Genomic DNA, 24,396 nt, shown 5'->3' with positions numbered 1-24,396 from the left:
TAAAAGTGGGTAGCATGAATAAGTTTGTCTGTTTTTTTTTATTTGCTGCGTTCAATCAGGCTGTTTATGCCAGCGTGGTCATTACCGGCACCAGGGTAATTTATCCTGCCGATGCCAGGGAAGTTAGCGTAAAACTCAATAACAAAGGGAAAAGACCCGTTTTGATACAAAGCTGGATTGATGATGGTGACGTTAAGGCAAAACCGGAAACGATTCATGTTCCCTTTGTTTTAACGCCGCCGATCAATCGCGTAGAGCCGGGAAAGGGACAAACGCTGCGTATAAGCTACACGAGACAAACGTTGCCCGAAGATCGTGAATCGATTTACTGGCTAAACGTGCTTGAGATCCCGTCTAAAGATCCCGCACTTAAGCAGGAAAATTATTTGCAGATGGCCTTTCGCTCCCGCATTAAGCTTTTTTTCCGGCCGACAAAGCTTGAGGGTAATGCTAACGATACGGCAAAGAAAATAATATGGCAAAAAAAGGGAGCGGGGATTACAGGAAAAAACCCGACCCCCTATTATGCTTCACTGATAAGCATCACTATCAATGGAAAAAAAATTGATGCCGATATGATTGCGCCTTTCGCAGAGAACACATTTAACATATCTGGCGCTACTGGAGAAAAAATCTCTGGAATCTACGTTAATGACTTTGGCGCGATAGTAGAGTTTGAATCGCAAATTAACTAGCCGCTATTTGCAATAACGTCATCAGACTTGCCTGAGACGTTTTACCGTTTTTTTTATAAAAAGGATTTTTATGAAAAACGCTCTGGCCCGGAGAAATAAATGGAGAAGAGCAGAACTGGCTTTTTTGTTTTCCATTCTATCGCCTGCATATGCGCTTGCTTCATCTGATATTGCTTCGCAGGAGATCGCTAAGAACGTTGAATTTGACCCCGGCTTTCTTAACCTCGGCGAGGGAAAGAAGATAGATCTTAGCCGATTTGCTAACGGCGCTTCTGCCCTGCCCGGCATCTACCGGACGATAATTTATGTCAATGATAATACGACGGGCACCTATGAACTTGAATTTAAAAGCGCGCCCGATGACCGTGTTTACCCCTGCCTGACCAGGGAGATTATAAAAGATATCCCTTTTAAATATGATAAATTGCCCGCAGATTTTTCCGCCCGGGTAGCAGGTGAAGACTGTATCAATCTGCATAATCTGGCAGCCGGCATCCGCGTAAATTATGACAGTAACGAACAGCGGCTGGATATCGTTATCCCGCAGCTTTATATCCAGCAGTATGCGCGCGGCTATGTTAATAAAAATCGTTGGGACAGCGGCATTCCTGCCGCCATGCTTGGCTATAACGCCAGCGCCTACAGCAGTGAAAGCGGAGGCACCCGCTATAAAACGCTGTATGCCGGCCTCAATGCGGGAATCAACATAGCCAGCTGGTATTTACGCCATAACGGCAGCTGGAACTGGACAGAGCACGGTCAAAAAAAATACAGCGCGATTAATACTTATCTACAGCATGATATTCCTGCGCTGGATGGCAGGATACTGCTCGGCCAGTCGTACACTTCTGGCCAGCTGTTTGATTCGTTTCCCTTTTCCGGCATACAGTTTGCCAGCGACGAAAAAATGCTGCCAAACTCGCTTCGCGGTTATGCGCCCGAAATTCGCGGGATTGCCCGCACCAGCGCGCGGGTTACCGTGCGTCAGGGGAGTCAGGTTATTTACGAAACCACCGTGCCGCCGGGCGACTTCCTGCTTAACGATCTTTACCCTACCGGCTACGGCGGCAACCTGGACGTCACGATACGTGAATCTGATGGCAGCGAGCAGTATTTTTCCGTGCCTTACTCTTCCGTTGCCCAGCTTCTCAGGCCGGGTAACAGCCGCTATGCCATCACCGCAGGCAAGCTGCGCAGCCGTTCGCTTTCTGAAAAACCCGCCATCTATCAGGCCACGCTTCAGTATGGCCTGAACAATATGCTCACCGCCTACAGCGGCTTGCAGGCCAGCCCGCATTACTATGCGCTGCAGGCTGGTACGGCGCTGGGTACTGAATTTGGCGCTTTTTCCCTGGATGCCACGCAGGCGCGTACCCGTCTGGGTAACGGCAACGATGGCAGCCAGAGCGGGCAAAGTTATCAGCTCAGCTACAGCAAAACCGTTTCCGATACCAGCAGCCAGATCTCGCTGGCGGCTTATCGCTTTTCTACCGGCGGCTACATGGATTTTTTAACCGCAGAACAAACGCGGCAGGCGCTGCGTAACGGGCTCTCCAGCGATACCGTCTGGCGAGCTAAAAATCGTTTTGTTGTTAATGTCAGCCAGGGTTTGCCTGACAGCTGGGGACGCTTCTATCTGAGTAGCTCCCTGCAGAATTACTGGAACCGGGACGGCAGCAGCAAGCAGTATCAGCTGGGTTATAACAACACTTATAAAAAATTAACCTGGGGCATGAGCGTTAATCGTACCTACTCGCTTTACGGCACCACGCAAAATAACTATTTGCTCAACTTTAGTCTGCCGCTGGGCAGAAATGATGAAGCCCATACGCCGCAGCTGCGCGTTGATCTTGCCCACAATACAACGGGCCGCTCAACGGAACAGGCATCCGTTTCCGGCACGGCTGGCAGCGTAAGCCAGTTTGGTTACAACGCCACGGCGGCGAACGCCAACCAGGGCACGGGCAGCAGCGGCTCGCTGAGCGGATCGTGGCGGAGCCCCGTCACCCATCTCAATGCAGGCTATAGCAAAGGAGCGGGCTATAAAAGCTTCTCCGCAGGCATGAGCGGTACGCTGATCGGCCATGCCGGCGGGCTAACGCTAACGCCTTACACTTCCGATACCTTTGCACTGGTTGAAGCAAAAGGCGCCCAGGGGGCCAATGTTTCAACCTACCCGGGTATTTATGTCGACTGGAACGGTTATGCGGTCGTACCCCACCTGAATGCCTATCAGCTTAATGAAATCTCCCTGGATCCTAACGGCATAGCAAGCGACGTCGAGCTGGGTAACACCACGCTCAGGATCGCGCCCTGGTCTGGGGCCGTGGTGAAGGTGAAATATGACACCTTTCGCGGCACCCCACTGCTGATTACCGCCACCTACCAGGGCGACCCGGTTGCTTTTGGCGCCAGCGTTGTCGATAGCAAGGGCAATCATGTCGGCATGGTCGGACAGGGGGGCGAAGTTTACGTGCGCGTTCAGGAAGAGCGGGGAGAATTGCAGGTGCAGTGGGGAGAAGGTCCGGGCATGCAGTGCAGCCTGAATTACGTCCTGATGCCGCAGGCTAAGGGAGCCCGCCAGAGCGAAATCCAGCGTTTTAACAGCGTTTGTGAAGCGATGGCAGACAGCCAGCCAGCCCGGCAAAAAATGGCTGACGTAAAAAATCAAAACGATAACGTTCACGGATAGTAAAAAATGAAAACATTCTGCCTGGCGAAAAAGTATGGCTTCTTTCTTGTGTTGCTGAGTGCAGCCGCTGGCTGGTCCGGGCAGGTTTTTGCCCTCAGCTGTAGTCTTGTCCCCGGCTACGGCGTGATAAATTACACCTTGCCCTTACAAAGCGGTAATCTGACCGTGGGGCCTGACGTTAGCGAAGGCACAATTATTTACCGTCAATATTTTAAACCTTCACGCGCCATGCGCATCATCTGCTCGAGTAGTACGGTCAGATATCAGCCAACCATAAGCTATTACTACAGCACGACGCCCAATTCGCCATCAACCTGGGCCAATGGCAGCTTCGCCGGGAAAGTCTACGAAACCGGCGTAGCGGGAATAGGCATTGCCATCTACAGAAGTAACTCCTCCTCCATCGTGCCGTTTAGTTCAAACGACTGGGTGTACGATACGACTAAAGACGACGCCCACATCTGGGAAGCGAGTACCGGTTTTGATTTTGATATTGTCCTGATTAAAACCGGCACTGTGACGCCCGGTACCATTAGTGGCTCACGATTGCCTACGATGAAATATGACTTCTCTGCACAGAACGTCTCGGGCTTAAACCTGGGAAGCCTGAGCTTTACCGGTGCATTAAGGATCGTATCAAAAACCTGCACCACGCCCGACGTTACCGTCCCTATGGGTAAACATGAAACCCAAAGCTTTACCCGGCCAGGCAGCACCAGCGCATGGGTAGACGCCTCAATTAAGTTAACCGACTGCCCAAGGTTCTACGGCATGCTGAACGACGGCAGAAATACCTGGAACTCAGATAACGGCAGCAGTGGCATGGGGGCAATAACAAATAATGTCCTGACGCTGTCCCTGTCGCCTAATACCGCCATTGTAAACAGTACAAACGGCATCATTGGCCTGAAAACGGGGAGCGACAGCGCGACCGGCGTGGGCATCCAGCTGGCTTATGGCAGCACCAGCGATAGCTCACCCACTCTGGTCAATCTGAACGGCAGCAAAAATTACACCATGCAGAATGACACGTTGACGACCCAAACCATGCCGCTGATCGCCCGCTATATTCAGACAGAATCCACCGTAAACGCAGGAAGAGCAGATGCGACCGTAACCTTTACCATTAGTTACTACTGAATGAGGGATCGCGCAGTAGCCAGGATAAAATCAAGAGGGAACTATGAGCCTATATGTTATTTCTGACGACGTTTATTTTTTGGCAGGCATGCGTTATTTTCTGTCGGCAAATAATATCATGATGAGGGACTATAGCTATGAAAAATGGCTGGCCGAATTTTGCCCCGGAAACTTAATTAAAGGCGACGTGGTAATTATCGACATCAACTTTAAAAACTGCCACACCAAGCTGGGAATGGCAAAGAATATCGATTATTTTGGTATTAATGTCGCATTTATTATCGATCTTCCTTTACAGGGTGAGCATACCGGCTTTCACCCCTACTGGCTTATTTCAAAAAAAAGTGCGTTAAAAAAGTTTATTCCCTTATTTAAAGGTTCCGCCGACGGCATTACCTCACACTGTAGCCCACTGTCCAGAAAAGAATCTTTGATTATGAAAGAACTTTCGTCAGGCAATTCAGCGATTCTTATTTCACGTAAGCTGAACGTTTCAGTCAAAACTATCAGCTCTCATAAACAGAGCGCCGTCCGTAAACTGGGTATGACCCGAATAAATGATATGTCGCTGGTTTGTTATAAGGAAATCCTTAATCTCTATTCCGGTTTCAATAACAGCTATGCTGATTTCCGCTACCCTGCAGTACCGAATTTCCCTCATCCGCTGTAGAAAAAAGGAGGCAAAGCGCCTCCTGCAAGCTGCTGTCGCGGCCAGAGCAAAGCGTACCGCGCCATGGACGGCGCGGCCCGTTTATTCGCTGACGCGGTAGCGTTCCAGCCAGTGCGCATAGGAGGCTGGCAGCACCCAGGATGGCCTTTCCTCTTTCAGTGCCAGCGCGGCTTTGTAGCTCCAGTTAGGATTGGCCAGATGCGCTTTACCTACCATGACCAGATCCAGCTGATTTTTTTCAATCGTTTCGTTAGCGATGGCTGGCGCATCAATTCCCCAGGCGGAAGCGACCGGAATGTTCGCCTCGCGACGCACCCGCTCGGCTATCGGTGCCAGGAAAGCCGGGCCCCAGGGAATAGTGGCTTCAGGCGTAGAGAAACCAATGCTGACGCTTAACAGATCCAGTCCGCCTGCGCGGAATTTCTTCGTCAGTTCAATCGATTCAGCCAGCGTTTCTTCGTCGCGACCGTCATATTCAATAACGCCAAAACGCGCTGTTAACGGCAGGTTTTCTGGCCACTGCTCACGTACGGCCGCCAGCGTTTCCAGCAGGAAGCGGCTACGCCCTTCCAGATTGCCGCCGTATTGATCGGTGCGCTGGTTGGCATGCACGGAAAAGAAGCTTTGCGCCAGGTAGCCGTGTGCAAAATGCAGCTCCAGCCATTCAAAACCCGCATCGCGCGCGCGCTGAGCCGCTACGGCGAAATCGTTACGCACGCGAGCGATATCTTCCAGCGTCATTTCATGCGGCACCTGCGGCAGGTTAGCACCAAAAGCCGTGGCGGAAGGTGACAGCGTTTCCCAGTAGCGCGGATCGTCTTTCGCGATATGATCGTCACCTTCCCATGGACGATTGGCGTTGGCTTTGCGTCCCGCATGCGCAATCTGGATGCCGGGCACGGCGCCAGCGGCTTTGATTTCACGCGCGATAACCGCCAGTTTTTCAGCCTGTTCATCTGTCCAGATGCCAAGGCAGCCCGGGGTAATACGGCCTTCGGGCGCGACTGCCGTTGCTTCGACAATCACCAGCCCCGCGCCGCCACGAGCCAGGCTGGCGTAGTGGACACGATGCCATTCATTGCTTAGTCCATCTTCAGCGGTGTACTGACACATCGGCGGTACAGCGATGCGGTTACGTAAAGTCACGTCTTTCAGCGTAAAAGGGGAAAATAACCCTGACATAAAAACCTCATGGTTTGTTAAGCATAATGACAGGCTTACCGCCAGAGCCATACGGGCTGAGCGCGATAAGCTGGTCAGTTGAACCGCTATTGCGATTTAACTACGGATTGGCCACCGCTTGAGACAAAACGCAGGATGGTGCAACAAGCGGCGTGGCTGCAAACGCGGATGGCAAAATGCGTGTGCCAGCTATTGCTGGATTATTAGGGCAATCGCGCAGGAGGAGATAAGCGGTTAATGCTGCGAAGCGACACGGCAAAAGCGGTCAGCCGCTGCCGAACCAGCCTGCACGCTTTTGAAGTACAGATAGGACGAAAGGCCATAAAAACAGCATTACTCTTACAGCAATGGGGATAAAGCGCCCCTGGTGGGTGGCTTCTAATACAGAAATATAACGCTGTTTATGGCGCCATCATTATTACTCAGCTATTCGTAATCGCCCTTGTTACAACGACAATAAATGTCACACTTTATTTGCCGGGGATGCATCTTTCAGGTCGTGATTTGTTGAGTAATCTCTATCATGTTGCAAGAAAATGAAAGCGACGCGATTGCCCGGTAATGAAATTCAGAGATTTTGCAGAAGAAGAGAAGCTGTTTGTTCGCAGGGCACTGGTCGCCTTTGGGATAGTGCTGGCGGGTTTTGTCACCCTCGGCGTTAACCTCTGGCATCTGCAGATTGAACAAAACAAGTACTACCAGACGCGTTCCAACGAAAACGATATAAAAATGATCCCCGTTGCGCCCACGCGCGGCATCATTTACGACCGTAATGGCATCCCGCTGGTAAAAAATGTTACCTGGTATGACATTGAGATCCTGCCCTATAAAGTACAGGATATGAAGGCGTTACTGGCCCAGCTAACACCAATTGTCGACCTTTCCGCCGAAGATATCGAAACCTTCACCCATAACCTTCATAGCGCCAGCCGCTACAAGCCGGTCGTGCTGAAAACCGAGCTGACTGACGAAGAGGTCGCGCGCTTTTCGGTTAACCAGTTCAAATTTACCGGCGTCGATATCAATAGCTACGAAGATCGCCAGTATCCTTACGGTGCTGACCTGGCGCACGTGGTCGGCTATGTCTCAAAAATTAACGACAACGATTATAAACGGCTGGATAAGGCGGGCATCAGCGAGAACTATGCCGCCGACCACAACATCGGCAAACAGGGCATTGAAGGCTACTACGAATCGGTCCTGCACGGCAAAACCGGCTATCAGGAAGTGGAAGTGGATAACCACGGCCGCGTGATCCGCGTATTGAAAGAGGTGCCGCCCGTTGCCGGAAAAAATATCTATCTGACGCTGGACCTGCATTTACAGCAGTATGTCGAAACGCAGCTGGTCGGCCAGCGCGCCGCGGTGCTGATTGAAAATCCAAAGGATGGCGAAGTGCTGGCGATGGTTTCCAGCCCCAGCTACGATCCTAACCCGTTTGTGAAAGGCATCAGTTACAAAGCCTATAAGACCCTGCTGGCAAATAAAGATCTGCCGTTGATCAACCGTGTGACCCAGGGCCTTTATCCGCCTGCTTCTACCGTTAAGCCCTATATGGCCATGTCGGCGCTGTTAACCCACGTGATCACGCCGCAAACCAGCTTTTTTGGCGCACCAACCTGGACGCTGCCCGGCACCGAGCGTAAATACCGTGACTGGAAGAAGTCAGGACACGGCATGCTGGACGTGACGCGCGCGATTGAAGAGTCAGCGGACACCTTCTTTTATCAGGTCGCTTTTATGATGGGCATTGACCGCATTCATACCATGCTCAGCCAGTTCGGCTACGGCAAATCGACCGGCATCGATCTCAACGAAGAGTACAACGGCCTGCTGCCCAGCCGCGAATGGAAGCAGAAGGTGCATAAGAAAGGCTGGTACCAGGGCGATACCGTTTCCGTGGGCATCGGTCAGGGTTACTGGATAGCGACGCCGATTCAGATGGTAAAAGCGATGGCGACGCTGATTAATAACGGTCGCGTTATTCAGCCGCATCTGATGTATGAAGAGAAACAGGGTAAAAACGTAACGCTCTGGCAGCCAACGCTGCCCGCACAGCAGATTGGCGATGCTAACTCTCCTTACTGGGGATTAGTGCGCCGGGCGATGTTCGGTATGGCCAACGCGCCTAACGGCACCGGCTATAAATATTTCCATACCGCGCCTTACGGCATTGCGGCGAAAAGCGGGACTTCACAGGTATTTGGCCTGAAGCAGAACCAGGTCTATAACGCCAAAATGATCCCTGTGCGGCTGCGCGACCATATTTTTTATACCGCTTTTGCGCCGTTCGATAAGCCTAAAGTGGCGATAGCGCTGATTCTGGAAAACGGCGGGATTAACGGCGTCACGGCTGCGCCGCTGGTAAGAAATATTCTTGACCATATTTTCCTGCCGCCGGACGTCACGCCAATGGCGCCCACTGCCGATCCGCAAAGCAACATGACCGCGCAGTAATCCTCCCGGCATCGGGCGGTGATAACAGATGCTATCACCGCCCATTAACGCCGCAGCATAATTTGCGGCACGACGCCGTGGTGGTAAACATCCAGTTCAGCCTGATAGAAGTGCGTCAGCGTCCGTTCGGTCATTACCTCAGCGGGCGTGCCGCTGGCCACCAGTTTGCCCTTATGCAGCAGTAGCATGGTGTCAGACCAGAGCGCCGCCAGGTTAAGATCGTGCAATACGCAGCAGACCGCCAGCTGGCCTGTTCGACTTAGCTGGTGCAGCAGGCGCAGAGCATGCTGCTGGTGATAAAGATCCAGCGCCGAGGTCGGCTCGTCCAGAAATAACCAGCCGCGCGGCCCGTCGTCATGCCAGAGCTGGGCCAGCACTCGCGCCAGCTGAACCCGCTGCTGTTCGCCGCCGGAAAGCCGACGGTAATCGCGGCGCGCCAGACTTTCGCAGCCGGTAAGCTGCATCACCTCATCCGTAACAGCAGAACGGGAGCCGTCCGGCCAGGGGGCGCGTCCCATTGCCACGACTTCGCGCACGCTTAAGGGAAATTCAACGTGACTTTGTTGCCGCATCACTGCGCGGGTGCGGGCCAGCTTTTCGCGCGGCCAACGGCCAACGGGCTGTCCCTCGAGCAGGCATTCTCCTGAATCAGGCGGCAGATAGCCGGTTAACATACGTAACAGCGTGGATTTTCCTGCGCCGTTGGGGCCAATCAGCGCAACCATTTCTCCCGGCTTTAGCGTGCATGAAACGCCGTCGATCAGCAGACGTGAACCGACGCGGTAAGAGAGCTGGCTGGCCTGCAACAGGTTACTCATCGCCGCTTTCCCGTCTGCGCAATATCAACCATAAAAACCACGGCGCGCCCAGCAGGCTGGTTAATAAGCCAACCGGCATTTCTGCTGGTGCCACCAGCGTGCGCGCCAGCGTATCGGCCACCATCAGCAGCATGGCCCCCAGCAGCGCGGAGGCAGGCAGGAGCCAGCGATGGTCGCCGCCAGCGCAAAGCCTGATCAGATGCGGCACCACCAGGCCGATAAAACCGATCACGCCGCTTACTGCCACCGCAGCGGCGACTAACAGCGCGCTGAGCACCAGCAGCACGCGCTGCGTCTGCCTGACGTTAACGCCAAGATAGTGCGCTTCTTCATCACCCAGCTGTAGCAAATTCAGCCGTTTTGCCTGCCACTGCGTGGCCAGCATGGCCGGAATAACCAGCGCGGTGCAGGCCGACACCGTCGACCACTGCGCCTGCCCCAGCGATCCCATGCCCCACAGCGAAAGCTGGCGCAGCTGCTGGTCGTTGCTGAGCCAGGAGAGCACGCCAACCGCCGCACCGCAGATAGCGTTAATGGCGATACCGGCCAACAGCAGGCGGGAAAGCGTGGTGCGGCTACGGCGGCTCAACAGAAAAATAACCATGGTCACGGCCAGGCTACCGACAAAGGCGGCCAGCATGGGCCACCATAAAGCCAGCACGGCGGGAAGCGTTAAGGGCATCACTATTGCGCAAGCCAGCGCCAGGGAAGCACCGCTGCTGATGCCAAGCAGGCCGGGATCGGCCAGCGGATTGCGAAACAGGCCCTGCATCGTCGCGCCGGAGACCGCCAGCGCGCTGCCGACCAGCATAGCCAGCAGCACGCGCGGCAGCCGGATAGTCCACCAAATCTGCCAGATCATACTGTCGGCAGGCGCGCGCCAGACCATCGGCAGCGACAGCCGCATTGCGCCCGTTCCGGCGGCAAACAGTGCCGTCGTTACCGTCAACGCAAGCATTAGCCATAGTCCGCGCCGCACGTTCATTTTCATTGCGCTATCGCTTGCGCCGCTTTACGCAATCTGGCAATAGCCTCAGGCGTATGTAGCCCAAAACCCAGCAGCGCCATCTCATCCACCACCAGCAGATTGCGATGTTTGCCCGCCGGAGTCAGCGCCAGCCCGGGCAGCTGCCAGATAGCTTCTTCATCGCCCAGCGCCTTCATGCCATCTCTCCCGATAACCACCAGCTGCGGCGCACTGGCTACAATGCCTTCCTGGGTGAGCGCCTGATAGTGCGGCACGTTGCCCATCGCGTTAACCAGCCCTGCGCTACGGATGGCACCATCCGCCGCCGTGCCCGTTCCGGCAGCCTGCGCCTTCATACCGGTATGGCTAAGGATGAACAGCACTTTTACCGGCAGCGGCTTCTCATTCACGTCGGCCAGCTGGCTGTCCAGCTTCGCTTCCAGCGCTTTGCCCTCTTCTTCCTGATGCAGCGCGCTGGCAACGGTAGCAATTTTTTGATGAATGGCCGCCAGCGAAGGTTCGCCGGTTACCGTGACAACTTTTACGCCAGCCTGCGCGACCTGCTGCAACGCCAGCGAAGGCTTCGCCAGCTCGCTGGCAATCACCAGCGTTGGCCGCATCGCCAGAATCCCTTCCGCGTTGAGCTGACGCATATAGCCCACGTCCGGCAATTTTGTTGCCAGCGCAGGCCGCAGGCTGGTGGAGTCGCGCGCCACCAGATCCTGTTGGGCACCCAGCGCATAGACTATCTCTGTGACGTCGCCACCAATGGTGATGACCCGCTCTTCCGCCATCAGCGCAAAGGGCAACGCCAGCAGTGCAATCAGCCAGTGTTTCATGCCGCTGCGCCCTCACCGACCAGAAGCGCCACCTGCTCGCGCCAGCGCGCCTGCTCCGGCTCGCCTTCTGTACGCTGGCCGTACAGCTGCGCTATCTGCGTGCCGTCAGCGGCAAACAGCTCCAGGCTGGTGACAAAGCCATCGGCCGTGGGTTTGCGGGTGATCCAGCTCTCTGCGAGGGTGTCCTCCATCAGATGCAGCGTAAAGGTTGGATTAAAAATATTTAGCCAGTTCTCCATCGGTACCAGCTTCTCGACCGCACCGGTGAAAATTTGCACGCAGCCGCGGTTGCCGATAAAAATCATGATTTCGTTGCCGTCCTCAACGGCCTGCGTCAGCAGTGTGTTAAGCGCACTGTTCTCCACCTGCTGCGCCAGATCGTTGGGCACCGCGCGAAAAGCCTGCTGCCGTGAAATATTATGCCGCTTCAGGAGCCCAAAGAACTGATGCACATCGGTCATTGCGCGCCACTCCTGCTCGATGGCCGCATTGTCCGGCTGCGGGTTCAGGCTGGCTGGCGTAACGGGGATAACGCTAAGCTCGGGCGCCTCTGCCAGACGAAAGTCGGCGATAAGAGCATGCCAGGCGGCCATATCGCTTTCTGGCGTGGCGTAGATTTTTAGCACTGCATCGCCATGCGCATCAAAGATTTGAATACTGTGGCGTTCGCCGCGCGCTGTCTCTTCGTGTAGCGCAAAAAAGCTTTTCCACTGTTGGGGAAACAGGCGCTGATCCAGCGCGCGTGGATTGAGGATCAGTCCGGCATGGTCGCCGAGACGCAGATTTTCATAGCGGCCAATCTGTTCATGTACGGCAAAAGCGTTGCGGGTAATGGATTTGGTTTCACCTGCGGCTTCCAGCGCGGTTAGCAGCGCTCTGGCATCCGGCTTCAGCGCTACGGCATCTTCCTGCATGCGGGCATGGGTTAGCTCAGCTTCGCTAACGCCCAGCATGTCGGCCAGATCGCGAGCATATTTTTTAGGGTGTTCAGCTTTCAGCTGCTGGTAACGTTGAAAAAGGTTCATCATCTGCTCTCCATACAGCCCTGCGCCTGCGCAGGGCAAAGTTAATCATCAGAAATCGACGTTGACGCCCAGCTGGAAGCTGCGTCCCGGCATTACCGCCAGCGCCTTATCAGCAGCATCCTGGTTAGTGCTTTCGGTCAGGTTACGGCTGCTCAGGTAATCCCAATATTTGCGGTCGGTAAGGTTATAAACGCCGCCGTTAACGCGGACGTTTTTCGCGACCTGCCAGTAAGCGGTCATATCGACCATGCCATAACCCGGCACGCGCATATATTCCGAGCTGGAATCGGTCAGCGACGCGCCGTTATTGCTGTAGCTTTCGCGGTTGGTATCGGTGGCGCGCTTGCCTTTAACAAAGGTTGCCGTCACGGCTGCGCCATAGACTTTTGCCGGATCGTCCCACGCCACGCCAACAATCGCCTTGAGCGGCGCGACGCTGTCCAGATCGACATAGCTGTCGCCCGCATAGCTGGATTTCGCTTTACCCTGGCTGTAGCCCAGCGCAAAAGTCGTGCTCAGGCCGTTGGCCTGCTCAAACCAACTGCCAACATTCAGCTTCGTGCTGATTTGACCACCATAGATAAAAGCTTTATCACGATTTTCCGCCTGGTAGATAGTGTAAATATTTGACGGCACGCTGGTGAATTTTGTCGGGCTGCCGGATCGCGTGTAGCGGGTATAGGCGATAAAGTTGTCGTAGGTGTTGTAAAACATGGAGGCGTTCAGCGTCACGCCCTGAGCGGCCTGGCCTTTTACTCCCCACTCGAGGTTATTGCTGGTTTCCGTTTTTAGCTTCGCGTTGCCGATAAGCGCGTACTGCGCGGAACCGGCATAGCTGGATCCCAGATTCCATGAGCCGTAAAGCTGGCTGGCGTTCGGGAACTGCGCGCCGCGCTTATACATTATCCAGGCCATCATCTGCGGCGTAATGTCATAGTTAAAGCTCAGCGACGGCAACAGCTGCGTATCCGTATTCTTCTGCCCGTAAAGCTTCTGCATATCGGCTTCAGTAATGACCGTGCTTTCAGTGGTCAGGCTGCTGAGGTTTTGCGGCCTGATGCTTTGGTAAGCCACGCGCGCGCCGGGTACGATGCTGAAGTCGTGACCAGCCAGATCGAAATGAATTTTATCCTGCACATAGCCGCCCAGCACGTAGCTACGGCTGTCGGCCTGGGGCTGCATAATGACGCTGTACTGGCTGGCCGCAGGCTCCTGACGGAATGGCCGCTTGCTGTCGCTGATACTGCCGTTCAGGCCAGCGCTTAGCTCATGGCGCCCCAGCGTTTTGACCAGTCTGGTGGCAAAACCGTAGGTATCAACATCGTAATCGGAATAGACCCGCTCCATCGCCCTTGCGCTGGAAGGCATATAGGTATTGTCATGCGCCTGGGTCTGTTGGTAATAAAGCCGGGAGGTGAGGCTGTCGACAACATCACTGGCAGGCGTCCATTCATCCTTCAGGCTAACGCCCCAGCGGCGAGTGTGGCTTTGCTGCTGTGCCGTTCCCCAGATGGTATTGCCGCTGCTGTCCCACGCGTCGTAATGCGTATGGTTGGTTTTATCGTAATAGTCAGCGGTGCCGGTAAATTTATGCTCATCGTTGGGCTGCCAGATCCCGGAGGCCATCAGCGCGTTGGAGTGCCAGTTTGCCGGATAAGCGCTGAGCGCATCGCTGTTGTTGCGCGTCTCCTGGCCGTCGCGGCGGCTGTAGACCAGCACGCCGCGTAAAATTTCATCGCCAGCCGCGGCGGTAATGCCGTTGTGCCAGCTGCGGTTGGATGAATCGTAGCCCGACTGGTAGCCAAAGTAAGTCGATTTATCAGGGGTGAGATAGTCGTCCGCCGATTTCGGCAGGAATGAAACCGCGCCGCCAATCGCATTGTTCGCCGTGGCTGTAGAGGTCGCGCCGGATTCGATATCAACCTGACCATAGATATAGGGATCGATATAGTCGCGGCCAATGCCAAAGGTATTCACGCCCGCGCGGCTGGCATAGCCACGTCCCGTAGCTTCCGGCTGAGGAATGCCGTCTACATCCAGCCCGACGCGGTTGCTTTCCAGGCCGCGAATGTTATAGCCGGTGTAGCCGCCGCGATCGAAACCGCTTTTGCCCGCCCCCGATCCGCCGCTGACGCCGGTGGCGCTGATTAACGGTTCATAGCGCATCACCGAACCGAAATCGGTAGTGCCTTTCTTTTGCATTTCTGCTGCGGTAATAGTGGTTTTACCGCCCGCTTCTTTCTTCAGCTGCGGTGCCGTTACCACCATTTGCGGCTCGGTGTCCGTAGCTGGCTGACTGTCGGTGGAGGTGATGGTCGTAGTCTGTGCCGCTGAAGCACAGCCTACAGCCACCAGCGCGGTAAACAGGATGGAGGTCTGGAAAGATCCCTGAGGAGAAATTTTTTTAAGCATTCTGGTAAGCCTTTAATCATTATTAGTATCGACTCACATTGCCGCCAAAAGCGCCCGCCGCGCGTTATTGCAGTCGATCCCTGACTGATGTTGAATGCGAATGATAATCATATTGATTGCTAATGGCAATCATTTCGCCAGCTGATTTATACGATAAGCAAAGCGTGACGCTCTGCCGTCTTGACAGCTTCCAATGTTCGCCAGAAGATGGCTTTTCTTCTTTTTTGCCGGACGTAACCCATGACATCGCCTGCCATCACTATTCAATACTGTTCACAATGTAACTGGCTGCTGCGCGCGGGCTGGATGGCTCAGGAGCTGCTGCACACTTTCGGCACCGATTTGGCTTCGGTAACGCTGGTGCCGGGTACCGGCGGCATCTATCAGATCGCCGTTGACGGTCATCTGCTGTGGGACCGTAAGGCGGACGGCGGTTTCCCGGAGGTGAAGGAACTGAAGCAGCGAGTGCGTAATTACTGTTTTCCCGAGCGGGATTTAGGGCATATTGACAGGGCGTAACTTTTTTACTGACTAATAAAAAAGGAAAAATATGAGCAGCCTGCCCTCATGGAACGTTGGTGAATTAAAAATCACTAAGCTTGTGGAACAAACCGCAACTCTGCCCGCCTCCAGGCTTTATCCGGAAGTGACCGAACAACAGCTGCAAGGCTTTGCCAGCGGCATGACGCCGGATAGCCCGCTGCAAATGAGCGTTCACAGCTGGCTGGTAGAATCGCCGCAAGGGCGCTTTTTGATCGATACCGCAACGGGCAACAACAAGTCGCGCCCTTTCAGCCCGCTTTTCGACCGGCTCAACAGCCCGTGGATGGATAATTTCCTGGCTACCGGCCTGCAGCCGGAAGATATTGATTATGTCCTGCATACCCATTTGCACACCGACCACGTGGGCTGGAACACAAAGTGGGACGGCGAACGCTGGGTTCCCACTTTTCCCAATGCAACATGGGCTATTCCCGAAGGTGAAATCGCCTGGTATCAGACGCCTGCCGCCGCGCCGCGCCTGATTGTGTTTACCGATAGCGTGCAGCCCATTATCGATGCCGGAAAAGCAGAACTCATTGCGGACAGCGGCGGAGAATATCTGCCCGGCATCCACTTTCTGCCGACGCCCGGCCATAGCGTCAGCCATATGAGCATCGCTTTTGCGTCCGCTGGAGAAATCGCACTGTTTACCGGCGACGTTATGCATAACGAAATCCAGGTATCCGAGCCGGCACTCTCCTCGGTGTATTGCCAGAATAAAGAAGCGGCCCGCCGCGCCAGAGCCTGGCTGCTCGACTACGCCGTCCAACAGCAGGCGACGCTGTTTACCGTGCATTTTAGCGGCAGCGCGGCAGGGAAAATCACTCGGGACGCCACCGGCTATACCTGGCAAGAAATGTGATGCCGATCACATCATACTTGTGTCGGCATCCCGCTTCGCTGTAGACTCCGTCCGCTCTGTGCAGCTTGCTGGCAGAGCATAAAACAGAGGCCGTCCAACCCGGCCTCACGCTAACAAACTTTCTCACCTGTCCTGCCAGATGCTCTGCGCTCGTCGTTTCTTGCGGCCGGGTATCGGCATTCATCGCTAATTTAAGTGCACTTTTTATGACTACTGTAAGCCCGACTCTTCCTGCGGCCCGTGCCGCTGGCCCGCTGCTGTTTGCCCTGGCGCTGGGCGCCTTCGCCATTGGCCTGAGCGAATTTGTGATTATGGGCCTGCTGCCGCAGGTGGCAGACGCCATGCACGTCAGCCTTGCCGAAGGCAGCCGCTTTATCAGCTATTACGCGCTGGGCGTGGTGATTGGCGCACCACTCTTTTCACTGAGTACCGCAAAACTGAACCGTAAATACCAGCTGATGATTTTTATTCTGCTGTTTTTGGTTGGCAACGTTAGCAGCGTGCTGGCAGGCAATGCTCACACGCTGGTCGTTTCCCGCTTTATCAGCGGACTGCCGCACGGCGCTTTCCTTGGCGTGGCGGCGCTGGCGGCGGCTTCGCTGGTGGAAGAGAATCGTCGTGGCCAGGCGGTTGGCAAAGTGATGCTTGGCCTGACGCTGGCCTCGCTGCTGGGTAATCCGGCGGCGACGCTATTGGGCGAGCATCTTGACTGGCGCTGGGCCTTTGCCTGTGTGTCGCTGCTGTCGCTGGTCGATGCGATCCTGATCTTCAAACTTTTCCCCAATTTGCAGGAAGAAGCCCAAAGCTCGCCGCTAAAAGAGATCCGGGGCCTGGCGAATATTCGTATCTGGCTAACGCTGGGCATTGCGGCTATCGGCTTTGGCGGCATGTTTGCCGTTATCAGCTATATCGCGCCGATTCTGACGCTGGCCGCGCATCTTTCCACGCTCTGGCTGCCGGTGGTGCTGTTTGCTTTTGGGCTGGGTATGGTGCTGGGTAACCTGGCGGGCGGCAGGCTGGCTGACCGCAAGATCATGCTGTCGATTTTCTGCATTCTGGTTTGGAGCGTAGTAGTCCTGTCGCTGTTCCCGCTGATGGTGCTTTCTGCCAGCGGTTTGATGCTGGGCGCTTTCCTGATCGGCACTAACCTGGCGCTCTGCGCACCGTTGCAGGTTCGGCTGATGCAGGTCGCCGGAAAAGCGCAAACGCTGGCGGCAACGCTGAACCATTCCGCCTTTAATATTGCCAATGCGCTGGGCGCGTTTTTGGGTGCCTGGGTCGTACAAAAAGGCTATCCGATGACGCAAACCGCCAGCTATGGTGCCATTCTGCCGGTGCTGGGCATGGTGATTTTTATTTTTGCCCTGCTGAAAGAAGTGGCCGACCGTAAAAACAGCGCGGTTAGCTCTACCGATCTGATTTAAAAAATGAGCCGGCGCTTTTATTCTTTTATTACAAAACAGGTAGCGCCGACTTATCCCTTCATTACAGAATAAGTAGCATTGGCTTATCCCTTCCCGCCTCAGTGATATTGCGTGATCTTTCTGGCGCGCATAGCGAACCAGAGCGGCAGCGGTAGCGTGACGGCAAGCAGCGCCCACAGCAGCGTATAGACGGATTCCACGCCGTCGTTTTGCAGATTGATAAAGAGTTTGACCGGCATTCCCTGCGGAAAGTAGCTAAATACCAATACAATGCCGAATTCACCGATAATCCTTACCCAGGCAAGCGCCAGCGCTGCGGCCAGGCCGCGCGAAGCCTGCGGCAGCGTCAGCCGCCAGAATACCTGCCAGACGGACGCCCCCAGCGTTTCACCCACTTCTTCAATATCGCGCGGCACCGCTTCAAACGCCGTGCGGGATGACAGCACAAACCACGGCAGTCCCGCATAAAGCTGGGCAACAACAAAAGCGCCGGGATTATTATTCAGCTGCAAACTTACCGCCGACAGTGCTTCACCAATTGAACTGTAAGGCCCCCAGGTGGAAATCAGCAGGATCCCCATTGCCAGCGGCGGCGTCAGGAGCGGAATTAACACGGCCGCCTCCACCACGCCGCGCCAGCTGCTGCGGCTTCTCGCCAGCCAGTACGCCAGCGGGATACCGGTCAGCACAATGATCGGCAGCGCAACAGCGCTCAGCAACAGCGAAACGCCAATGGCCTGACCATCACCATAAGCCAGCTGGAAGCTGTGCCACGGCGTTATTAGCGCAAGCGTAATAAAAGGAATAACCAGCAGGACAACTGCCGGTATTCCCAGCCAGAAAGAGCGCAAGTTAAAGCGCGCCGCCTTTCGGCTGACCGTAACCGTTCTGCTTAAACAGCGTCTGGCCCTCTTCGCTCTGCATAAACTTAACGAACTTCTGCGCCAGTTCAGGATGCGGCGCATTTTTCAGCACGGCGGCATAAAACACCAGCGGCTGTGGATGCAGCGTTTTCTGCTGGCCTTTGGCATCGGTAATGGCAAAGCTAACCTTGCTGTACCACGTTTTATCCAGCTCCGGGTTGCTCAGATTGATCTCATCCGGCAGCGTGATGTAAGGCAGTTTTGCAGAGCGGGTCGCGCTTTCATAGCCGGATGCCGCATCTACCTGGCCCGCTTCCAGCCGTGAAAGCAGGCCGCCTTCGGCAAAGACCTGCTGAGGATTCTGCGTGTCGCCCAGCACGTTTTTCGTCAGTTGCGGCTGCTGGTAATAGCGGCTGGCTAACATCATGGTAAAGATAATGTTTTGCCCCTGAGGATCGGTGGCGGGATCGGTGCGGCCAAAGCGCAGCGACGGCGTTTGCAGCACTTTCCACCACGGCTGCGCGTTTGCTTTGCCTTCACGAATGGCGTCAAAAGCCTGGGCATATTTTCCCTTCGGGTTGTAAGCAATCACCATGCTGGTGCTGGCGACCGGCTCGGCTTTCTCTACGAGTCCCGCTTTTTGCAGCACTGCAATGGGGCCTGGCGTGACCGAAACGAACACGTCCGCCACCACTTTTTTGGAAGCCAGCAGATTAGCCATGCCGTAAGCGCCCTGTCCCTGGCCCTGATAGTTAACCTGCTGCGCTTTGGCAAAAGCAGGCCCCAGCGCCTTATCCATCGCCACGCCCATGGAGCCTGCGTAGGTCACGCGAAAATCTTCCGCCGCGTGGGCGAAAGAGGTGGAAGCGGCCAGCAGCAGCAGCGTAGCGACGGTGGTTCTGCGTTCAGGGATCATAAGATACTCCGTTATATAATTGATGACATTACGATAGGATATTTTTAATCAACGTCAATAAACAATTCGTTAACGTAAACGATCGTCTGTTTTAGCACGGCTTAACAGGGCAAAACGATGCTGGCTATTCTTTATTTAGGGGCATGACCATAAATAAACTGGCTAGTGATAACAGGCTTGCCTGTTCTGGTACAGGTTCAGGGAGAGTCAGCTTATTTAGCTGACCATAAGAATACCGGCACGATTTATAACGTGCAGGAACATATAAATTATTTTTATAAATAAAGTCTGGCTGCATTAATTAAAGTGGGACGCCGCTTTAAGATCTATTTTTATAAGCTTTTGGCTTCATCGCGCCGGAGCCGTTTTAACCGCACTTTTTAAACGCTTCCCCGGCACGTTTTAAGGTATTATTTATTTAACATTGTACCTTCCGATCCATAACACAGCCGGGTGGACTGCTAACCATCATGACCTCTTCTTTCGTCTCTCCCGTTTTCGACGGCCATAACGATCTTCTGCTGCGCCTGTGGTTACAGGAGCAAGGCGATCCCGTCGCGGATTTCCTGCACGGCACCCTGAGTGGTCATCTGGACATGGCGCGCATACGTCAGGGCGGCTTTGCTGGCGGCCTGTTTGCGGTTTTTGTGCCGCCTGCCCAGTACGCCAGACAGAGTAAAACGGAGTATGTGGAAGAAGATCACGATCCGCTGGCGATTACCGAAGCGCAGATCGCGTTACTGCACCAGATTGCCGATCGTTCCGCAGGTCAGGCGCGGATCTGCCGTAGCGTTGGCGAGATCGAGCGCTGTATGGCTGAGGGCGTGCTGGCAATGGTGCTGCATATTGAAGGGGCAGAAGCGCTGGATGAAGAGTGCAGCCAGCTCGACCGCTGGATAGCCGCCGGGCTGCGCAGCATTGGGCCTCTGTGGAATCTGCAAAACCGTTTTGGCGTCGGCGTAACGGGAGATTTTCCCGGTTCGCCCGACAGCGGCGAGGGGCTAACTCCGGCGGGCCTGAATCTGCTGCGGATCTGTAACAGCAAAAAGCTGCTGATCGACCTGTCGCACATGAATGAAAAATCCTTCTGGCAGGTAGCTAACCTCAGTCATGCGCCGCTGGTCGCCACGCATTCTAACGTGCATGCCCTTTGCCCGCAGCCGCGCAACCTCACCGCTCGCCAGCTGGCCGCCATTGCCGAAAGCGATGGCTTTGTCGGCATTAACTTCGGCAACGCCTTTCTGCGCGCCGACGGCAAGCGTGACGAGAGTACCTCGCTGGGCGAAATGGTGCGTCATCTGGACGCGCTGCTGGAAAAGCTGGGCGAAGATGGCGTTGGCTTCGGTTCGGATTTCGACGGCATTAGCGTGCCTGGCGAACTGGGCGACGTGGCCGGACTGCCGCGTCTGATTGCCGCGATGACGCAGGCCGGTTATTCCCGCGAGCTGGTCGAAAAAATTTGCTGGCGTAACTGGCTGCGCGTCCTGAAGAAAACCTGGGGCGAATGAACCCGACAGAAGGTTACGCCTGTTTTTCTCATTAACCTTGCGGCTTACAGGGTTGATATCATATTGACATAGGCGCAACATTTGCGCCGCTTAAAAGTCAATATTTGACAATAAGCCAATTGCCTGCCGAACTTAACGGGCAGATTTTCATTCACACCATGAGGAGCTCCGCTATGTGGACTAAACCGACTTTTGTTGATTTACGCTTAGGCCTGGAAGTTACGCTGTACATCTCCAACCGCTAAGCCCTTATGCCCACGGCCGTGGGCATTTCCTCTTTTTTCTGGTCTACACATGCAAATTAACGTTCTTGGCTCTGCGGCCGGCGGCGGTTTTCCCCAGTGGAACTGTAACTGCCGAAACTGTCAGGGCGTGCGTAACGGCACCCTGAAAACTTCCGCACGTACGCAGTCCTCTATCGCTATCAGCGACGACGGCATCGACTTTGTGCTGTGCAACGCCTCGCCGGATATCGCGCACCAGATAGCCGCCACGCCCGCGCTGAATAAACATGGCGTACTGCGCGGCACCGCTATCGGCTCAATTATTTTGACCGACAGCCAGATTGACCATACGACCGGCCTGCTGAGCCTGCGCGAAGGCTGTCCGCATCAGGTCTGGTGTACGCCGGAAGTGCATGAAGATCTGACCACCGGCTTTCCCGTGTTTACGATGCTTGCGCACTGGAACGGCGGCCTTGTCCATCATGCTATTTCACCCGGCGAACCTTTTTCAGTAGCGGTCTGCCCGGCGCTGAAGTTTACCGCCATCCCGCTGCTCAGCAACGCGCCACCCTACTCGCAGTATCGCGGCAGACCGCTGCCCGGCCACAATGTCGCGCTGTTTATCGAAGATACCCGCAGCGGTAAAACGCTGATGTATGCGCCCGGCCTGGGCGAACCGGACAGCGAGCTATTGGGCTGGTTGCAGAAGGCCGACTGCCTGCTGATTGACGGTACGCTGTGGCAGGACAACGAGCTGGCGAATACCGGCGTAGGTCGCAATACCGGGAAGGATATGGGTCATCTGGCACTGGCTGAAGAGCAAGGCTTGATCGCGCTGCTGGCTTCGCTGCCCGCAGAACGCAAAATCCTTATTCATATTAACAATACCAACCCGATCCTGGACGAAGAGTCGGCCGAGCGTCAGGCGCTGGCGCAGCACGGCATCGAAGTCAGCTGGGACGGTATGCGTATCGACCTGTGAGAATATTATGAACACATCGACGCAAGCCATGACGCCCGAGGCGTTTGAACAGGCTTTGCGCGCCAAAGGCGCTTATTACCATATTCATCATCCGTATCACATAGCGATGCATAACGGCCAGGCAACCCGCGAGCAAATTCAGGGCTGGGTCGCCAACCGCTTTTACTACCAGACCAGCATTCCGCTGAAGGATGCCGCCATTATGGCTAACTGTCCGGATCCGCAGACGCGCCGCAAGTGGGTACAGCGCATTCTGGATCACGACGGCCACGAAGGTAGCGAAGGCGGCATTGAAGCCTGGCTGCGCCTGGGTGAAGCGGTCGGCCTGACGCGCGAAATGCTGCTGTCGGAAAAGATGGTGCTGCCCGGCGTGCGCTTTGCCGTCGATGCCTATGTTAATTTTGCGCGTCGTGCCGTCTGGCAGGAGGCGGCCTGTAGCTCGCTGACCGAGCTGTTCGCACCGGAAATTCATCAGTCGCGTCTCGACAGCTGGCCGCAGCACTACCAATGGATTGAAGCCGAAGGCTACGGCTATTTCCGTGGTCGTCTGGGTCAGGCCCGGCGCGACGTTGAGCACGGCTTACAGCTGGCGCTGGACTACTTCAAAACCGCCGAGCAGCAGCAGCGCATGCTGTCGATCCTCCAGTTCAAGCTGGATATTTTGTGGAGCATGCTGGACGCGATGAGCATGGCCTACGAGCTGCATCGTCCGCCTTACCATACCGTTACCGACCAGATCGCCTGGCATCACGAGAGATTGCTGTAATGACCCTTAACGACCAGCAGGTGCCGCTGTTTCGCCGCGGCTATCGGTTACAGTGGGAACCCACCCAGGATTGCCACGTTATCCTTTATCCGGAAGGCATGGCGAAGCTGAACGACAGCGCCACCTTTATTTTACAGCTGGTGGACGGCAAACGTACGCTGGCGTCACTGATTGCCGAGCTGAACGCTCGTTTTCCCGATGCAGGCGGCGTGGATGAAGATGTGAAAGCGTTCTTTATTCAGGCCTGCGAACAGAAGTGGATAATTTTCCGTGAACCTGCTTAAACCTCAGGTCAATCCGCCGCTCTGGCTGTTGGCCGAGCTGACCTATCGCTGTCCGTTACAGTGCCCTTACTGTTCTAACCCGCTGGACTTTGCGCAGCAGGAAAAAGAGCTGACCACTGAGCAATGGATAGAAGTTTTCAAACAGGCTCGCCAGATGGGCGCCGTGCAGCTGGGTTTTTCCGGCGGCGAACCGCTGGTGCGCAAAGATCTGCCCGAGCTGATCCGCGCGGCACGCGATCTGGGGTTTTATACCAACCTGATCACGTCCGGCATTGGTTTGACCCAGAAAAAGATCGACGCTTTTGCCGAAGCGGGACTGGATCATATCCAGATCAGCTTCCAGGCGAGCGATGAAACGCTGAACGCCGCGCTGGCGGGATCGCAAAAAGCGTTTCAACAAAAGCTGGAGATGGCGAAAGCGGTTAAGGCGCACGGCTATCCTATGGTGCTGAACTTTGTTCTGCATCGCCACAATATCGATCAGATCGCGCAGATCATTGAGCTGGCGATCGAGCTGGAAGCGGACGACGTCGAGCTGGCCACCTGCCAGTTTTACGGCTGGGCGCAGCTGAATCGCGAGGGCCTGCTGCCGACCCGTGAGCAGATTGCGCGCGCGGAAGAAGTGGTGCAGCACTATCGCGAAAAGATGAAGGACAGCAGCAATTTTGCCAACCTGCTGTTCGTTACGCCTGACTATTACGAAGAGCGGCCAAAAGGCTGTATGGGCGGCTGGGGCGCCATTTTCTTAAGCGTGACGCCGGAAGGTATGGCGCTGCCTTGCCACAGCGCGCGCCAGCTGCCCGTCGAGTTCCCCTCGGTGCTGGAGCATACGCTACAGGAAATCTGGTACGAATCTTTCGGCTTCAACAAATACCGCGGTTTTGACTGGATGCCGGAGCCTTGCCGCTCCTGCTCAGAAAAAGAGAAGGACTTTGGCGGCTGCCGCTGTCAGGCATTTATGCTGACCGGCAACGCGGACAACGCCGATCCCGTCTGCGCCAAATCGCCGCATCATGGGCAGATTCTGGAAGCGCGTGAACAGGCTAACTGCACCAATATGCGCATCGATCAGCTTCAGTTTCGTAATCGCGCTAACTCGCAGCTTATCTTTAAAACGGAAGTGTAAA

Annotated in this window: 22 protein-coding genes; 14 read left to right on the top strand and 8 right to left on the bottom strand. The window is 55.2% G+C overall.

All coding sequences use genetic code 11. The features are described 5' to 3' along the window. Positions 1-14 precede the first annotated feature (14 nt). From ACMGGR_RS02815 to ACMGGR_RS02800, 4 genes are all read left to right on the top strand, one after another. Positions 15-695, top strand: coding sequence for a fimbria/pilus periplasmic chaperone (locus ACMGGR_RS02815; RefSeq protein ID WP_414148111.1), 681 nt, complete (start codon positions 15-17; stop codon positions 693-695). A gap of 70 nt (positions 696-765) precedes the next feature. Next, positions 766-3,387: a fimbria/pilus outer membrane usher protein gene (locus ACMGGR_RS02810; protein ID WP_414148110.1), complete on the top strand. Its 2,622-nt coding sequence runs from the start codon at positions 766-768 to the stop codon at positions 3,385-3,387. Positions 3,388-3,393: 6 nt separating this feature from the next. Then, positions 3,394-4,527 carry a fimbrial protein gene (locus ACMGGR_RS02805; protein ID WP_246760000.1) on the top strand — a complete coding sequence of 378 codons (1,134 nt, stop codon included), beginning with the start codon at positions 3,394-3,396 and terminating at the stop codon, positions 4,525-4,527. 43 nt (positions 4,528-4,570) lie between these two features. After that, positions 4,571-5,197 carry a helix-turn-helix domain-containing protein gene (locus ACMGGR_RS02800; protein ID WP_246759999.1) on the top strand — a complete coding sequence of 209 codons (627 nt, stop codon included), beginning with the start codon at positions 4,571-4,573 and terminating at the stop codon, positions 5,195-5,197. A gap of 81 nt (positions 5,198-5,278) precedes the next feature. Here ACMGGR_RS02800 and ACMGGR_RS02795 read toward each other — a convergent pair whose 3' ends face one another. Beyond that, entirely contained in the window at positions 5,279-6,379 is a 1,101-nt protein-coding gene (locus tag ACMGGR_RS02795) for an NADH:flavin oxidoreductase/NADH oxidase (protein ID WP_246759998.1), read from the bottom strand. Between the two features lie 561 nt (positions 6,380-6,940). On the opposite strand from ACMGGR_RS02795, the gene mrdA reads away from it, so the two are divergent. Next, positions 6,941-8,836, top strand: a complete 1,896-nt coding sequence (gene mrdA, locus ACMGGR_RS02790; protein ID WP_246759997.1) for a penicillin-binding protein 2 — start codon at positions 6,941-6,943, stop codon at positions 8,834-8,836. Between the two features lie 44 nt (positions 8,837-8,880). Here mrdA and ACMGGR_RS02785 read toward each other — a convergent pair whose 3' ends face one another. The 5 genes from ACMGGR_RS02785 to ACMGGR_RS02765 are packed head-to-tail and all read right to left on the bottom strand — an operon-like array spanning position 8,881 to position 14,897. Then, a complete protein-coding gene (locus ACMGGR_RS02785; RefSeq protein ID WP_414148109.1) occupies positions 8,881-9,654 on the bottom strand; it encodes a heme ABC transporter ATP-binding protein in 774 nt (257 codons plus the stop codon). Continuing rightward, positions 9,647-10,639: a FecCD family ABC transporter permease gene (locus ACMGGR_RS02780; RefSeq protein ID WP_414148900.1), complete on the bottom strand. Its 993-nt coding sequence runs from the start codon at positions 10,637-10,639 to the stop codon at positions 9,647-9,649. The genes ACMGGR_RS02785 and ACMGGR_RS02780 overlap by 8 nt, the downstream gene beginning before the upstream one ends. Before the next feature lie 2 nt (positions 10,640-10,641). Beyond that, on the bottom strand, positions 10,642-11,460 hold the full coding sequence (locus ACMGGR_RS02775) for a heme/hemin ABC transporter substrate-binding protein (protein ID WP_414148108.1): 819 nt from the start codon (positions 11,458-11,460) through the stop codon (positions 10,642-10,644). Then, positions 11,457-12,488 carry a hemin-degrading factor gene (locus ACMGGR_RS02770; protein WP_414148107.1) on the bottom strand — a complete coding sequence of 344 codons (1,032 nt, stop codon included), beginning with the start codon at positions 12,486-12,488 and terminating at the stop codon, positions 11,457-11,459. Before ACMGGR_RS02770 ends, ACMGGR_RS02775 begins: the two co-directional genes overlap by 4 nt. Before the next feature lie 45 nt (positions 12,489-12,533). Continuing rightward, positions 12,534-14,897, bottom strand: coding sequence for a TonB-dependent receptor domain-containing protein (locus tag ACMGGR_RS02765; protein WP_414148106.1), 2,364 nt, complete (start codon positions 14,895-14,897; stop codon positions 12,534-12,536). A gap of 240 nt (positions 14,898-15,137) precedes the next feature. On the opposite strand from ACMGGR_RS02765, the gene ACMGGR_RS02760 reads away from it, so the two are divergent. The 3 genes from ACMGGR_RS02760 (at position 15,138) to ACMGGR_RS02750 (ending at position 17,726) form a co-directional block, all read left to right on the top strand. Further along, the gene (locus ACMGGR_RS02760; protein ID WP_246759992.1) at positions 15,138-15,416 is read left to right on the top strand and encodes a SelT/SelW/SelH family protein; all 279 of its coding nucleotides are present in this window, start codon (positions 15,138-15,140) and stop codon (positions 15,414-15,416) included. Positions 15,417-15,447: 31 nt separating this feature from the next. Next, entirely contained in the window at positions 15,448-16,302 is an 855-nt protein-coding gene (locus ACMGGR_RS02755; protein WP_414148105.1) for an MBL fold metallo-hydrolase, read from the top strand. Positions 16,303-16,508: 206 nt separating this feature from the next. Next, positions 16,509-17,726 carry an MFS transporter gene (locus ACMGGR_RS02750; RefSeq protein ID WP_414148104.1) on the top strand — a complete coding sequence of 406 codons (1,218 nt, stop codon included), beginning with the start codon at positions 16,509-16,511 and terminating at the stop codon, positions 17,724-17,726. 98 nt (positions 17,727-17,824) lie between these two features. Here the strand turns inward: ACMGGR_RS02750 and ACMGGR_RS02745 are convergent, their stop codons facing one another. Together ACMGGR_RS02745 and ACMGGR_RS02740 are read right to left on the bottom strand one after the other, a co-directional pair. After that, positions 17,825-18,577 carry a molybdate ABC transporter permease subunit gene (locus ACMGGR_RS02745; RefSeq protein WP_414148103.1) on the bottom strand — a complete coding sequence of 251 codons (753 nt, stop codon included), beginning with the start codon at positions 18,575-18,577 and terminating at the stop codon, positions 17,825-17,827. 1 nt (position 18,578) lies between these two features. After that, on the bottom strand, positions 18,579-19,505 hold the full coding sequence (locus ACMGGR_RS02740) for an extracellular solute-binding protein (RefSeq protein WP_414148102.1): 927 nt from the start codon (positions 19,503-19,505) through the stop codon (positions 18,579-18,581). A gap of 470 nt (positions 19,506-19,975) precedes the next feature. Between ACMGGR_RS02740 and ACMGGR_RS02735 the strand changes: the two genes are divergently transcribed. The 6 genes from ACMGGR_RS02735 to pqqE all read left to right on the top strand — a co-directional run bounded on the left by ACMGGR_RS02735 (position 19,976) and on the right by pqqE (position 24,395). After that, positions 19,976-21,013 carry a dipeptidase gene (locus ACMGGR_RS02735; RefSeq protein WP_414148101.1) on the top strand — a complete coding sequence of 346 codons (1,038 nt, stop codon included), beginning with the start codon at positions 19,976-19,978 and terminating at the stop codon, positions 21,011-21,013. A 173-nt stretch (positions 21,014-21,186) separates the two neighbouring features. Further along, positions 21,187-21,258 carry a pyrroloquinoline quinone precursor peptide PqqA gene (gene pqqA / locus ACMGGR_RS02730; protein ID WP_071789594.1) on the top strand — a complete coding sequence of 24 codons (72 nt, stop codon included), beginning with the start codon at positions 21,187-21,189 and terminating at the stop codon, positions 21,256-21,258. A 49-nt stretch (positions 21,259-21,307) separates the two neighbouring features. Next, a complete protein-coding gene (gene pqqB, locus ACMGGR_RS02725) occupies positions 21,308-22,219 on the top strand; it encodes a pyrroloquinoline quinone biosynthesis protein PqqB (protein WP_246759985.1) in 912 nt (303 codons plus the stop codon). Between the two features lie 7 nt (positions 22,220-22,226). Further along, complete coding sequence (pqqC, locus tag ACMGGR_RS02720) at positions 22,227-22,985, top strand: pyrroloquinoline-quinone synthase PqqC (protein ID WP_414148100.1); 759 nt, start codon at positions 22,227-22,229, stop codon at positions 22,983-22,985. After that, entirely contained in the window at positions 22,985-23,269 is a 285-nt protein-coding gene (gene pqqD, locus ACMGGR_RS02715) for a pyrroloquinoline quinone biosynthesis peptide chaperone PqqD (protein ID WP_246759983.1), read from the top strand. Before pqqC ends, pqqD begins: the two co-directional genes overlap by 1 nt. Continuing rightward, positions 23,256-24,395 (top strand): pyrroloquinoline quinone biosynthesis protein PqqE, encoded by a 1,140-nt coding sequence (gene pqqE, locus ACMGGR_RS02710; RefSeq protein ID WP_246759982.1) that lies wholly within the window; start codon positions 23,256-23,258, stop codon positions 24,393-24,395. Before pqqD ends, pqqE begins: the two co-directional genes overlap by 14 nt. Position 24,396: the final 1 nt, after the last annotated feature.

Origin of the sequence: Erwinia sp. BNK-24-b (genome assembly GCF_047456155.1) — a bacterium.
GTDB lineage: Bacteria > Pseudomonadota > Gammaproteobacteria > Enterobacterales > Enterobacteriaceae > Erwinia > Erwinia phyllosphaerae.
The sequence above is the reverse complement of the archived record's forward strand: the minus strand, read 5'-3'. Positions and strand labels throughout refer to the sequence as shown.